This window comes from Streptomyces monashensis, from assembly GCF_001866665.1.
GTDB lineage: Bacteria > Actinomycetota > Actinomycetes > Streptomycetales > Streptomycetaceae > Streptomyces > Streptomyces monashensis.
On the sequence record NZ_MLYO01000036.1, the window covers coordinates 211,749 to 224,431 of the forward strand.

The 12,683-nt window shown below is 72.5% G+C and carries 13 protein-coding genes; 3 read left to right on the top strand and 10 right to left on the bottom strand.

Annotation, left to right across the window (positions count from 1 at the left end; all coding sequences use genetic code 11):
* Positions 1-12: 12 nt before the first annotated feature.
* The 4 genes from BIV23_RS23200 to BIV23_RS23215 all read right to left on the bottom strand — a co-directional run bounded on the left by BIV23_RS23200 (position 13) and on the right by BIV23_RS23215 (position 3,808).
* Positions 13-1,041 (bottom strand): 6-phosphofructokinase, encoded by a 1,029-nt coding sequence (locus BIV23_RS23200; RefSeq protein WP_071382851.1) that lies wholly within the window; start codon positions 1,039-1,041, stop codon positions 13-15.
* A 105-nt stretch (positions 1,042-1,146) separates the two neighbouring features.
* Positions 1,147-1,824, bottom strand: a complete 678-nt coding sequence (locus BIV23_RS23205; RefSeq protein WP_071382852.1) for a response regulator — start codon at positions 1,822-1,824, stop codon at positions 1,147-1,149.
* Positions 1,821-3,044, bottom strand: a complete 1,224-nt coding sequence (gene macS / locus BIV23_RS23210) for a MacS family sensor histidine kinase (protein ID WP_071382853.1) — start codon at positions 3,042-3,044, stop codon at positions 1,821-1,823. Before macS ends, BIV23_RS23205 begins: the two co-directional genes overlap by 4 nt.
* 26 nt (positions 3,045-3,070) lie before the next feature.
* Positions 3,071-3,808 (bottom strand): lysophospholipid acyltransferase family protein, encoded by a 738-nt coding sequence (locus tag BIV23_RS23215; protein WP_079173315.1) that lies wholly within the window; start codon positions 3,806-3,808, stop codon positions 3,071-3,073.
* A 195-nt stretch (positions 3,809-4,003) separates the two neighbouring features.
* Here BIV23_RS23215 and BIV23_RS23220 point away from each other — a divergent pair, with 195 nt between their 5' ends.
* Complete coding sequence (locus BIV23_RS23220) at positions 4,004-4,807, top strand: alpha/beta hydrolase (RefSeq protein WP_071382854.1); 804 nt, start codon at positions 4,004-4,006, stop codon at positions 4,805-4,807.
* A complete protein-coding gene (locus tag BIV23_RS23225) occupies positions 4,800-5,420 on the top strand; it encodes a hypothetical protein (protein WP_071382855.1) in 621 nt (206 codons plus the stop codon). The genes BIV23_RS23220 and BIV23_RS23225 overlap by 8 nt, the downstream gene beginning before the upstream one ends.
* A 23-nt stretch (positions 5,421-5,443) precedes the next feature.
* Here BIV23_RS23225 and BIV23_RS23230 read toward each other — a convergent pair whose 3' ends face one another.
* From BIV23_RS23230 to BIV23_RS23255, 6 genes are all read right to left on the bottom strand, one after another.
* A complete protein-coding gene (locus tag BIV23_RS23230) occupies positions 5,444-6,199 on the bottom strand; it encodes an endonuclease/exonuclease/phosphatase family protein (RefSeq protein ID WP_071382915.1) in 756 nt (251 codons plus the stop codon).
* Between the two features lie 71 nt (positions 6,200-6,270).
* A complete protein-coding gene (locus BIV23_RS23235) occupies positions 6,271-7,224 on the bottom strand; it encodes an ROK family glucokinase (protein ID WP_071382856.1) in 954 nt (317 codons plus the stop codon).
* Between the two features lie 66 nt (positions 7,225-7,290).
* The gene (locus BIV23_RS23240) at positions 7,291-7,833 is read right to left on the bottom strand and encodes a DUF5304 domain-containing protein (RefSeq protein WP_071382857.1); all 543 of its coding nucleotides are present in this window, start codon (positions 7,831-7,833) and stop codon (positions 7,291-7,293) included.
* Positions 7,834-7,903: 70 nt separating this feature from the next.
* The gene (locus tag BIV23_RS23245; RefSeq protein WP_071382858.1) at positions 7,904-9,079 is read right to left on the bottom strand and encodes an ArsA family ATPase; all 1,176 of its coding nucleotides are present in this window, start codon (positions 9,077-9,079) and stop codon (positions 7,904-7,906) included.
* A gap of 57 nt (positions 9,080-9,136) precedes the next feature.
* A complete protein-coding gene (locus BIV23_RS23250; RefSeq protein WP_071382859.1) occupies positions 9,137-9,604 on the bottom strand; it encodes an SRPBCC family protein in 468 nt (155 codons plus the stop codon).
* Positions 9,605-9,738: 134 nt separating this feature from the next.
* A complete protein-coding gene (locus BIV23_RS23255) occupies positions 9,739-10,569 on the bottom strand; it encodes a metallophosphoesterase family protein (protein WP_425443512.1) in 831 nt (276 codons plus the stop codon).
* A 296-nt stretch (positions 10,570-10,865) separates the two neighbouring features.
* Between BIV23_RS23255 and BIV23_RS23260 the strand changes: the two genes are divergently transcribed.
* Positions 10,866-12,662 carry an AMP-dependent synthetase/ligase gene (locus BIV23_RS23260; RefSeq protein ID WP_071382861.1) on the top strand — a complete coding sequence of 599 codons (1,797 nt, stop codon included), beginning with the start codon at positions 10,866-10,868 and terminating at the stop codon, positions 12,660-12,662.
* The last annotated feature ends 21 nt before the right edge of the window (positions 12,663-12,683 follow it).

The window sequence follows — 12,683 nt, forward strand, 5'->3', positions numbered from 1 at the left end:
GACGAGCCTCGTTCAGCCGAAGAAGACGCCCACCTCCGTGTACAGCTCCGGGTCCACCGTCTTCAGCCTGGCGGTGGCCTCGGCCAGCGGGACGCGGACGATGTCGGTGCCGCGCAGGGCGACCATCGTGCCGTAGTCGCCGTCGTGGACGCAGTCGACGGCGTGCAGGCCGAAGCGGGTGGCGAGCCAGCGGTCGAAGGCGCTGGGGGTGCCGCCGCGCTGGACGTGGCCGAGGACGGTGGTGCGGGCCTCCTTTCCGGTGCGCCGCTCGATCTCCTTGGCCAGCCACTCGCCGACCCCGGAGAGCCGCACGTGCCCGAAGGAGTCGAGCGAGCCGTCCTTGAGCACCATGTCACCGTCCCTGGGCATGGCGCCCTCGGCGACGACCACGATCGGCGCGTACGACGCCCGGAAGCGGGAGGTCACCCAGGCGCAGACCTGCTCGACGTCGAAGCGCTGCTCGGGGATGAGGATGACGTTGGCACCGCCGGCCAGGCCCGAGTGCAGGGCGATCCAGCCGGCGTGCCGGCCCATCACCTCCACCACCAGCACCCGCATATGGGACTCGGCGGTGGTGTGCAGCCGGTCGATGGCCTCGGTGGCGATGTTGACGGCGGTGTCGAAGCCGAAGGTGTAGTCGGTGGCCGACAGGTCGTTGTCGATCGTCTTGGGCACCCCGACGCAGGGCACCCCGTACTCGCCGGACAGGCGGGCCGCGACGCCCAGGGTGTCCTCGCCACCGATCGCGATGAGGGCCTGCACGTCCAGTTTGGCCATGTTGTCCTTGATCCGGCGGATCCCGTTCTCCTCCTTCAGGGGATTGGTGCGCGAGGAGCCGAGGATGGTGCCGCCACGGGGCAGGATGCCACGCACCGTGGGGATGTCGAGGCGGACGGTGTGGCCTTCGAGGGGGCCCCGCCAGCCGTCCCGGAAGCCGGTGAAGTCATAGCCGTACTCCTGCACGCCCTTGCGGACGATGCCCCGGATGACCGCGTTGAGCCCGGGGCAGTCACCGCCTCCGGTCAGTACTCCGACCCGCATGGAAAAGTCCCTTCGCCACGGTTTCCTGACATTTGGTCACGCTAACGGTGACTCAGGTCACACCGGGAGGGGCGGGACGGGTGATTCCGGGGCGCGGCAGGGGGCTTACTCGTCGTCGAGGCCGCGCTCGATGGCGTAGCGCACCAACTCGACCCGGTTGTGCAGCTGAAGCTTGCCGAGGGTGTTCTGGACGTGGTTCTGCACCGTGCGGTGGGAGATGACGAGGCGTTCGGCGATCTGCTTGTAGCTCAGGCCCTTGGCGACGAGGCGCAGCACCTCGGTCTCCCGGTCCGTCAGCCGGGGCGCGCCGGGCTCGTCGGCGCCCTGGGCGGGGGCCGGTTCGGAGGCGAGGCGGCGGTACTCGCCGAGGACCAGTCCGGCGAGGCCCGGCGTGAACACCGGGTCGCCGACGGCGGTACGGCGCACGGCGTCCAGCAGTTCCTCGGTGGAGGCCGACTTCAGCAGATAGCCGGTGGCCCCGGACTTCACGGCCTCCAGGACGTCGGCGTGCTCACCGCTCGCGGACAGCACGAGGACGCGCAACGCCGGGTTGTGGCCGACCAGTTCCTTGCACACCTGGACGCCGGGCTTGGCCGGCAGGTTGAGGTCCAGGACGAGGACGTCGGGCGTGGCGGCCCTGGCGCGGCGGACCGCCTGCTCGCCGTCGCCGGCGGTGGCCACGACCTCGAAGCCGGACTCGGCCAGGTCACGGGCGACCGCGTCGCGCCACATGGGGTGGTCGTCCACCACCATGACCTTGATCGGGTCCTGCCGCTCGCTCATCGACGCCCTGCCTTCGCGTTCTTCGGTACTTTCAGTTCGACCTCCGTGCCCTGCCCGGGGACGGAGAGGAGTTCGGCGCTGCCTCCGAGGTCGCGCAGCCGGCCGCGGATCGACTGGGCGACCCCGAGCCGCCCCTCGCTCTCGGCCTGCGCGAGCCGGCCCTCGGGGATGCCGGGGCCGTCGTCCCGGACGGTCACGACGATCTCGTCGGGCTCGTCCTCGACCAGGATCCAGGCCCGGGCGTCCTCGCCCACGTGCCGGCGCACGTTGTCCAGGGCGGCGCCGACCGCCGCGGCCAGCTCCCGGGCCGCCGGGGGCGGCAGCGGCACCGGGGCGCCGGGCTCGGCGAGGCTGACCCGGCCGCACGCGTAGGGGGCGAGCAGGGCGCGCAGATCGACGTCACCGTCGGCTCCGCCGGCCCCCTCCTCGTCGGGTACCTCCACCACCCGTACGACGGCTCCGGCGGACGCGTCCTCGGACACCCGGGACACCGGTACCAGCCCGCCCGAGACCAGTGTGCGCAGCGCCACCTCCTGCTCCCCGGCCAGCCGGCCCAGCTCGGCCGCCTCGCCGCCGAGGGCCGTGCCCCGGCGCTTGACCATCGCCAGCACCTGGAGCACGCCGTCGTGGATGTCCCGGGCGAGCCGCTCCCGCTCGCGGGTCGCGGCCTCGATCTCCAGGGCCCGCGCGAGGGTGCGCTCGGAGGCGCGGGCGACCTCGACGACGTAGCCGATGCCGAGGGAGGCGACCCAGAGGAGGATCAGGCTGTGCACGGTGTCCCGGGCCGGATGCCCGCGTTCGACCAGGTTGGCCAGCGCGACCGGCGTGGCGGCGACCGCGGCCCAGCGCCAGCCGCCCCTGATCGCGAAGGCCAGCACCGCACCGCCGGTCCATATCGACGGCAGTGTGGGGCCGCCCGCGATCCGCTGGTGGCTGTCGGCGAGCGAGGTGAGCAGGACGCCGGTGAGGGCGATGACCAGGTCGGCGGCCAGGAAGGGCTTGGTGCAGCTCGCCGCGTTGCGCACGCTCGGCAAGGTGGCGAGGGTCCAGACGAACAGGACCGCGAGGTAGCCGACGGCGACCCAGGGGCGCACGTAGAGGTCGTACCTGGTGACGCACAGGCCGATGGCGTAGAGCATGGTCAGGACGCGGTAGCCGGCGAGCGCGCGCCACAGCGGCAGCTCGACCGACATGCGCAGGACGCGCTCGCGCTTCGGCATCTCCCCGGCTCCCCCCGGCCCCCCGGTCAGGCCTCCTGGGCCTCTTCCTTCTTCCCGGCCTCCATGGCCTTCTCCGCCTCCTTGGCCGACTTCGCCGCGTCCGCGATCTGCCGCTTGGCCGCGGTCGCGTACATGTCGACGTACTCCTGGCCGGAGAGCTTCATGATCTCGTACATGACCTCGTCGGTCAGGGCACGCAGGACGAAGCGGTCGTGCTCCATGCCGGCGTAGCGGCCGAAGTCCAGCGGCTTGCCGATCCGGATGCCGGGGCGCATGAGCTTCGGCATCACCTTGCCGGGCGGCTGGATCTTCTCCGTGTCGATCATCGCCACGGGGATCACCGGCGCGCCGGTGGCGAGCGCCACGCGCGCGAGGCCGCCGGGCTTGCCCCGGTAGAGCCGGCCGTCGGGCGAGCGGGTGCCCTCGGGGTAGATGCCGAACAGCTCGCCGCGCTCCAGCACCTCGATGCCGCTCTTGATCGCGGCCTCGCCGGCGCCGCGCGCCCCGGAGCGGTCCACCGGAAGCTGCCCGACGCCCTTGAAGAAGGCCGCGGTCAGCCGGCCCTTGACGCCCGGAGTGGTGAAGTACTCGGCCTTGGCGATGAAGGTGACCTTGCGGTCCAGCACCGCGGGCAGGAAGAACGAGTCCGAGAAGGACAGGTGATTGCTCGCCAGAATCGCCGGGCCCTCGGCCGGGATGTTCTCCAGTCCCTCCACCCAGGGCCTGAAGGCGACCTTCAGCGGCCCGCCGATGGCGACCTTCATCGTGCCGTACAACACCCGTGTGCCTCCCGTTTCCGTCGAACAGACCTTAACCCGGAGGACCGTCAATGGGCCCGACGACCCTGGTCGGTGTCAGTGCGGTCGCGTACGGTGAAGCACATCCACGTATTTCTTCCTTCTTGCCCCCGTCGGCCGTCGGGCCGCCGGAGCACCGTCCCAAGGACAGGAGAGTCGAAGGTGCCGGTTCTCCCCGGAGCTGAGCCGTACCGCCACGAGGGCGGGGAGGTGGGCGTCCTCCTCTGCCACGGCTTCACCGGCTCGCCCCAGTCGCTGCGCCCCTGGGCGGAGCACCACGCGGCCCACGGCCTGACCGTGTCCCTGCCGCTGCTGCCCGGCCACGGCACCCGCTGGGAGGACATGCAGCTCACGACCTGGCAGGACTGGTACGCGGAGGTGGACCGCGAGCTGCGCGTCCTCGCCGAGCGCTGCTCCCGGGTGTTCGTCCTCGGCCTGTCGATGGGCGGCGCGCTGGCCCTGCGGCTCGCCGCCCTGCACGGCGCGCGGGTCACGGGCGCGGTGGTCGTCAACCCGGCGAACAAGGTGCACGGCCTGTCGGCGTACGCCCTTCCGGTGGCCCGGCATCTCGTGCGCACGACGAAGGGCATCGCCAGCGACATCGCCCAGGAGGGCGCGGCCGAGGTGGGCTACGACCGGGTGCCGCTGCACTCCGCGCACTCGCTGCGGCGGTTCCTGCGCCGGCTGGACGGCGAGCTGCCCCAGGTCACCCAGCCGTTGCTGCTGCTGCACAGCGCGCAGGACCATGTCGTCCCGCCCGCCGACTCGGCCCGGGTGCTGAGCCGGGTGTCGTCCACGGACGTCACCGAGATCGTGCTGGAACAGAGCTACCACGTGGCGACGTTGGACAAGGACGCGGACCGGATCTTCGAGGAGAGCCTCGCGTTCATCGAACGGCTCGCGCCCGGGGCCGGCAGGGACGGTGTCGGCAAGGACGGCAAGGAAGGGACGGCCGCAGTTGGCTGAGCACGACTCGGACCGTGAGGGTCGCGAGCCGGACGAGCAGGGCGTGCCCTTCGACGAGGACGCCGCCTGGCAGGCCATCGTCGCCGGGTACGGCGAGGAGCCACCGGACCCGCCGGGCGCGAGGCCCTTCAGGTCGGTGGAGGACCTCGCGCTGCCGGAGCCGGCCGCCGAGGACCCCGACGACACGGCGCAGGGCCCGGCGAGGGACACGTCGGCGGACGGCGAGGGCGAGGAGGACGGCCCCGCCGGTACGCCGCCGGTACGGCCGCTGGGCAGCTCGATCACCTTCGCCCCCGGTGTCGGCGGCGGCCCGCGCGACTACACGACCGCGCGGCCCTCCGACGACGACTTCGACGAGGACGACGAGGGCCACTTCGTCCCGCCCGAACCGCCCCCGCTGCCGGCCGCCGACACCACCGCCAAGTTCGGCTGGCTCGGCGTCGTCGGCGGCCCGGTGCTGCTCCTGCTGGCGGTGCTGCTGGGCTGGGACATGACGTGGTGGCTGACCACGCTGGGCATCGGCGGCTTCCTCGGCGGCTTCGCCACGCTGGTGACGCGGATGCGCACGGACGACGACGAGGACGACGACCCGGGGCGGGGCGCGGTCGTCTGAGCCGTGCACAGGTGCCGGGCGGCTCAGCCGGCCGGGACCCTGAGGGCGGCCAGGACCGGGAGGTGGTCCGTGGCCGCGATCAGGTCGGAGCGGGTGACACCCGGCTGCTCCAGAGGCACTCCGCAGCCGAGCACGTCGATGCCCTTCGTGGCGAAGATCGCGTCGATACGGCGGTGCGGCTCGCTGTGCCGCCAGGTCTCCTCGCCGCCCCAGGGGGCGACGGCCCGGCAGTCCTGCAGGGTGCCGGAGAGCAGCCGGAAGGCGGGGCCGTCGGGGCCCTCGTTGAGGTCGCCGCCCGCGACGGCGTGCGCCACGCCGAGACCGGCGAGGCGGTCGAGGAGCAGACCGGCCTGCGCGTACCGCTCCTTCCTGTCCAGGCTCAGATGGCCGCTGATCACTCCCAGCCGGGCGCCGCCGAACCGGACCACCGCGGTGGCGAGGCCGCGCCGGTGGAGGCCCGGGGTGAGGGGCAGCAGGACGTCCTGCGTGCGCTCGACGGTGGCCCGCAGCGAGCAGAGGATCGCCGGGCCCGCCGCCGTGGCGCCGCCGGTGAGGATCACCTGGCCGCCGGCCGCCGCGAGCCGGGCGAGCTTCTTGCGCCAGCGGAAGAAGCGGGGGGCCTCCTGGACGAGGACCAGGTCGGGCGCGCAGGCGGAGATGACTGCGGCCAACGCGTCCGTGTCGTCCCGCATCGAGCGGATGTTGTAGCTCAGGACGCGGATGACCGCCGAACCATCGGGTTCCGTACGGGAGTTGGGAAGGAGCGTGCTGGTCGCCATGACGATCAACATACGACGATGCCCGCCGTCCCGGGAGCGGACGCGGCGGGCACTGTCACAGGACGGCCTCGCTACATGATCGGGTCCGGCTCCCGGGCCAGGTCGGCCGCGCCCACCAGGCCCGCCTTGTTGCCGAGCTGGGCCGCGATGACGTCGGCCACCGGGCGCCAGTTGCCGCCGACCAGCCAGCGCTTGTAGGACTTGCGGATCGGGTCGAGGACCAGTTCGCCCTCGTCGGAGAGGCCGCCGCCGACGATGAACGCCGAGGGGTCGAAGAGGGAGGCCAGGTCGGCGAGGCCCGCACCGGCCCAGCGGGCCAGCTCGCGGTAGGAGTCGACGGCCACCGGGTCGCCCTGGCGGGCGGCCATGGAGATGTGCTTGCCCTCGATGCCGTCGGGGGTGCCGTCGCCCAGCGACAGCAGCAGCTCGGCGTTCTCGGGGGTGGCGTTGGCACGCTGCTTGGCGTAGCGGACCAGGGCACGGCCGGAGGCGTACTGCTCCCAGCAGCCCTGCGAACCGCAGCCGCACAGCAGGCCGTCCGGGACCATCCGGATGTGGCCGAACTCGGCGGCCACGCCGAAGTGTCCGCGGCGCAGCTTGTTGCCGATGATGATGCCGCCGCCGAGGCCGGTGCCGAGCGTGATGCAGATGACGTTGCGGTGGCCCTTGCCCGCGCCGAACTTGTACTCGCCCCACGCCGCGGCGTTGGCGTCGTTCTCGACCACGACCGGGAGGCCCACGCGGGCCTCGACCTTCTCCTTGAGCGGCTCCTGGCGCCAGTCGATGTTCGGCGCGAAGTAGACCGTCGAACGCTGCCGGTTCACGTAACCGGCGGCGCCGATGCCCACGCCGACGATCTCGTGCCCGGCCCGTGCGCCCTCGACGGCAGCGGCGATGGCGTCCACGATGCCCTCGGGCGTGCCCGGGGTCGGCACCTGGTGGGTCGAGAGGATGTTGCCTTCCTCGTCGACCACACCGGCCGCGATCTTGGTACCGCCGATGTCGACGCCGATGGTGAGTCCCATGAATCCCTCAGTTCGGTCGAGCCCCGCTACGGCCAACCGTACCCGAGGCCCTGCCGGGAAAGCGCTTCAGTCCAGGTCGATCCGCTCCCCCGGACCGGTGCCCTCGCCCGGGTCCCGCCGCTCCCCCTTCTCGGCCCGTCCCTCACCGGTCAGGTCGTCGGCGGTGCGGGCGGTCCAGCGCTGCTCCTGGGCCTGGACGGCGGAGCGGTAGGCGGCCAGCAGTTCGCCGCCGGCCGCGGCCAGGTGGTCGAAGACATCCGGGTTGCGCTCTATGACGGGCTCGACGGCGGCCTTGGCCTGCTGGACGACCTGCCGTACCACCTGCTGGGCGGCGGGTCCGGCGAGGCCGCCGAGCAGGGGGGACTGCAGGCCGGACAGCTTGTCGGCCACCGTGTCCACGAACTTCTTCAGCTCCTCGGCGGCCGAGCCCGGCTGCGGGCCGTGCTCGGCGCGGCGGCGGGCCTTCTCGGCGGCGAGGTCCTCGGCGCAGGCCGTGGCCCAGGCGTCGGCGTCGGTCGCCCGCCCTTCCCTCCCGTGCTCCTCTTTCTCGTACGCGGCGTGCGCGTCATGCGCGTCGTACGAGTCGGCTGCGGGGCGCTCTTCGCTCATGGCGGACTCCTGACTACGGTTCGCCTCTACGACGTTACCCGAACGGGCGTACCCGGTTCATCGTCCCCGCTCAGCGGCGCGCGGTGGGCCACAGGTCGGGGTCCGGGGCGAAGCGGACGCGCAGCTCGCCCTCGCGCAGCGCGGCCCCGGCGACGGTGCAGCGGCGCAGGGCGGAGGGCAGCGGGACGATCCGGCGGAACGGGCCCGCGCTGATCACGAGTTCGTCGCCGCGCCGGATCAGGTCCAGCTCCTCCCGTATCGCGCCGGGCAGCGGGAGGTGCCAGACGAGCACGCCGTCCGCGGCGATCCGGTCGGTGACGGGCCACCCGACCGGGGCGGACGACGGGTTGACGGGCGGTACGGCGAGGGCGCCGAGGTCGTCGCCGCCGCGGGGGTCGCGGCCCAGGTGGGGGACGAGGTGGACGTCGTACGGCAGCTCCCGCCAGTCGTCGAGGGCCTTGCGCTGCTGGGCGAGGAGCCCGGCCGGCCAGCTCTCCGGCGCGGTCTCGGGCAGGGCGCGGTTGGCGAGCAGGGCCTCGACGGGCAGGCCGCGCAGGGCGAGGCCGAGGCCGGCGGTGCGCAGGGCGTCGGCACCGGCCGGACCGGGCTCGGCGACCAGGCGTACGGCGGTCGCGCGGTCGGTGAGGACGGCCTCGACGGCCGCCAGTTCGACGTCCCAGCGGGCCGCCGTCTCGTACAGCCAGTCGGCGGGCATGGGCACCCCGGCCAGCCGGCCGAGAACGGGGCGCAGGGCGCGGGCGGCCTGCCGCTCGGGCGGGAGCAGCCGGCGCAGATAGCGGCGCAGTTCCTCGGGCAGGCCGAGCAGGGCGAGGGCCTGCGGGAGGGGCGGGAGGTCGACGACGAGGAGGTCGTAGCGCTCGCTGAGGGCGGCGTCCCGCAGGGCGCGCAGGAAGGACAGCTCCTCGGCGCCGGGCAGCGGGGTGACCTCCTCGGCGTCCAGTCGCGAGGCGCCGAGCAGGTCGAGGACGTTCGCGGCGCGGGTCTGGAAGGCGGTGAGGTCCTCGCGGAAGCGGCCTGTGGCGTCGGGGCGCCAGGTGGTGAGGTTCGGCGCGGCCTGCCGCGGCGCCGGTCCCGTCTCGGAGCCCAGGGCCGCGCCGGGGGTGTCGGTGCGGTCGGCGCTCAGCAGGAGGGTCCGGGTGCCCGCGCGGGCGGCGGTGAGCGCGGTCGCGGCGGCGATCGTGGTACGACCGCTGCCGCCGGGGCCCGTGATCAGGATGGTGCGCATAGGGGTGAACGCTACCGGTGCCCGGCGGGCGGCTCGGCGTGTGTGACCGGGGGGTGACTACTTCTCCCCCGGCGCCTCCGCCGACGCCTCTCCCGACTCCACCCGCTTCTTCAGACCGGCCAGCGCCCGGTCGATGATGACCTTCTCGGCCTTGCGCTTGATCATCCCGAGCATGGGGATCTTGACGTCGACGGTGAGGCGGTAGGTGACCTCGGTGGCACCCTGCCCGGCCGGCTTCAGGAGGTACGAGCCGTCCAGGGAGCGGAGCATCTGGGACTTCACCAGGCTCCAGGAGACCTCGTTGTCGCCGGTCCAGGTGTAGCCGAGGACCTGGTCGTCCTTGATGGCGCCGGCGTCCATGACGAGGCGGACCTGCTCGGCGCGGCCCCGCGCGTCGGTCTCCAGGACCTCGGCCAGCTTCACCTCGCCGGTCCAGTCCGGGTAGCGCGCGAAGTCGGCGATCACCGCCATGACGTCGGCCGGTGCCGCCTCGATCGTGATGCTCGAGCTGGTGTGTTCCGCCATCGCCGTGGCTCCTCCAGATGCGGGCCGTACTGAGATCGTCGTGCGCACGTGTGTGCAGCGTGAAGGCTACCGCGCCACCGACCTGCCGCCTTCACCCCGTCTCCCGCACCCCCGGCCGACCGGCCACGGGCCGCTCACCATTCGAGCGCCCACGGCGTGCCCGACCCCGCGAAATGCCCCACGTTCACGCATTCCGTCGCGCCGATCCGCATCCGGCGCACGAGCGGCTGATGGACGTGCCCGAAGAGCGAATAGCGGGGCTTGGTGCGGTGGATGGCGGCCAGCAGGGCGCGGCTGCCGCGTTCGAAGCGGCGGGCGACGGTGTCGTAGACCAGCTCGGGGACCTCCGGCGGGATGTGCGTGCACAGCACGTCGACCTCGCCGACCGCCTCGATCTTCGCCGCGTACTCCTCGTCGTCGATCTCGTACGGCGTCCGCATGGGCGTCTTCAGGCCGCCGCCCACGAAGCCGAAGACGCGGCCGCCGATCTCCACCCGCTGGCCGTCGAGGACCGTGGTGCCCGGGCGGGCGTACTCGCTCCACAAAGGCGGCATGTCGACATTGCCGTACGTGGCGTACGTCGGGGTGGGGAACGCGGCGAACATCTCGGCGTACTGCTTGCGCACGGCCTTCTCGATGGCGCCGGCCCGGTCGGCGCCGATGCCGGCCCACAGCCGCGCGCCGAACTCCCGGGCCTCCTCGAAGCGGCGGGCGGTGCGCAGCTCGACGATGCGGTCCGCGTTCTCCTCGCCGAACAGGTCGGGGAAGATCCCGCGCGAGTGGTCGGCGTAGTCGAGGAAGAGGACGAGGTCGCCGAGGCAGATCAGGGCATCGGCACCCTCGCCGGCCCGCGCCAGGGCCTCGGCGTTGCCGTGCACGTCGCTGACCACGTGGACACGGGTGCTGCGCGTGCCGCGCGCCCCACGCGGGCCCGCGGGTCGGTTTCCGGACGGTGTGGATGCCATGGCGATCAAGCGTAGGCCTGTGCGATGTGCGTGAACAGTGGCGGTCGGGCCTGCGGTTACTGGCCGGTCGGTTCAGCCGTGGACTACTGTGCGCGAAGGAACGCCAGCCTGTGTGACGCAGCGAACATCTCGCCGGGACCCCCTGTCGGGAACGGCATACCGGCGGGTAACGTCCGGGCAGTCCAGTCGTGCTCTGGATTTCAACCACCGAAGACCCGAGCACCAGCCCGAGCCTTGGACCGCTCCGTCGCATCACACAGTGTCGTGGCGTCGGCGCCCTATGAGGAGCAGCAGTCTTGCGCGAGTTCAGCCTTCCGGCTTTGTACGAGGTCCCTGCCGACGGCAATCTGACCGACATCGTCCGCAGAAACGCCGCGCAGCATCCCGACGTCGCCGTCATCGCCCGCAAGGACGGAGGCACCTGGCAGGACGTGACGGCCCGGCAGTTCCTGGCCGAGGTGCTCACCGCCGCCAAGGGCCTCATCGCCGCCGGGGTGCAGCCGGGCGACCGGGTGGGCCTGATGTCCCGCACCCGGTACGAGTGGACACTGCTGGACTTCGCGATCTGGAGCGCGGGCGCGGTCACCGTGCCGGTGTACGAGACCAGCTCGCCGGAGCAGGTGCAGTGGATCCTGTCCGACTCGGGCGCGACCGCGTGCATCGTGGAGCAGGCGGGCCACGCCGCCGCGGTGGAGTCGGTGCGCGAGTCGCTGCCCGCCCTCAAGCACGTCTGGCAGATCGACGCCGGGGGCGTGGAGGAACTGGGCCGGCTCGGCCAGGACGTCTCGGACCAGACGGTCGAGGAGCGCAGCTCGCTCGCCTGCGCCGACGACCCGGCCACCATCGTCTACACCAGCGGTACGACCGGCCGCCCCAAGGGCTGTGTGCTCACCCACCGCAGCTTCTTCGCCGAGTGCGGCAACGTCGTCGAGCGGCTGCGGCCGCTGTTCCGCACCGGCGAGTGCTCGGTGCTGCTCTTCCTGCCCCTCGCGCACGTCTTCGGGCGGCTCGTGCAGATCGCCCCGATGATGGCGCCGATCAAGCTCGGCTGCGTCCCGGACATCAAGAACCTCACCGACGAACTGGCCGCGTTCCGGCCGACGTTGATCCTCGGTGTGCCGCGCGTCTTCGAGAAGGTCTACAACTCCGCGCGCGCCAAGGCGCAGGCGGACGGCAAGGGCAGGATCTTCGACAAGGCGGCCGACACGGCGATCGCCTACAGCAAGGCGCTGGACACCCCGTCGGGCCCGTCGCTCGGCCTGAAGATCAAGCACAAGACCTTCGACAAGCTGGTCTACAGCAAGCTGCGCGCGGTGCTCGGCGGCCGGGGCGAGTACGCCATCTCCGGCGGCGCCCCCCTCGGCGAGCGGCTCGGCCACTTCTTCCGCGGCATCGGCTTCACGGTGCTGGAGGGCTACGGCCTGACCGAGTCCTGCGCGGCGACCGCGTTCAACCCCTGGGACCGGCAGAAGATCGGCACGGTCGGCCAGCCGCTGCCCGGCTCGGTGGTGCGCATAGCGGACGACGGCGAGGTGCTGCTGCACGGCGAGCACCTGTTCAAGGAGTACTGGAACAACCCGGGCGCGACGGCCGAGGCGCTGGCCGACGGCTGGTTCCACACCGGTGACATCGGCACCCTGGACGAGGACGGCTACCTCAGGATCACGGGCCGCAAGAAGGAGATCATCGTCACCGCCGGCGGCAAGAACGTGGCCCCGGCCGTGATCGAGGACCGCATCCGGGCGCACGCGCTGGTCGCGGAGTGCATGGTGGTGGGCGACGGGCGGCCGTTCGTGGGCGCGCTGGTCACCGTCGACGAGGAGTTCCTGGGCCGTTGGGCCGAGGAGCACGGCAAGCCGGCGGGCTCCACCGCGGCGTCGCTGAAGGACGACCCGGATCTGAACGCGGCGATCCAGGCGGCCGTCGACGACGGCAACGCCGCGGTGTCGAAGGCGGAATCGGTGCGGAAGTTCCGCATTCTGTCCTCCCAGTTCACGGAGGAGTCGGGCCACCTCACCCCGTCGCTGAAGCTCAAGCGGAACGTGGTGGCGAAGGACTACGCGAGCGAGATCGAGGCGATCTACGCGAAGTAGCGGGAGCGGCACGCCTCCTGA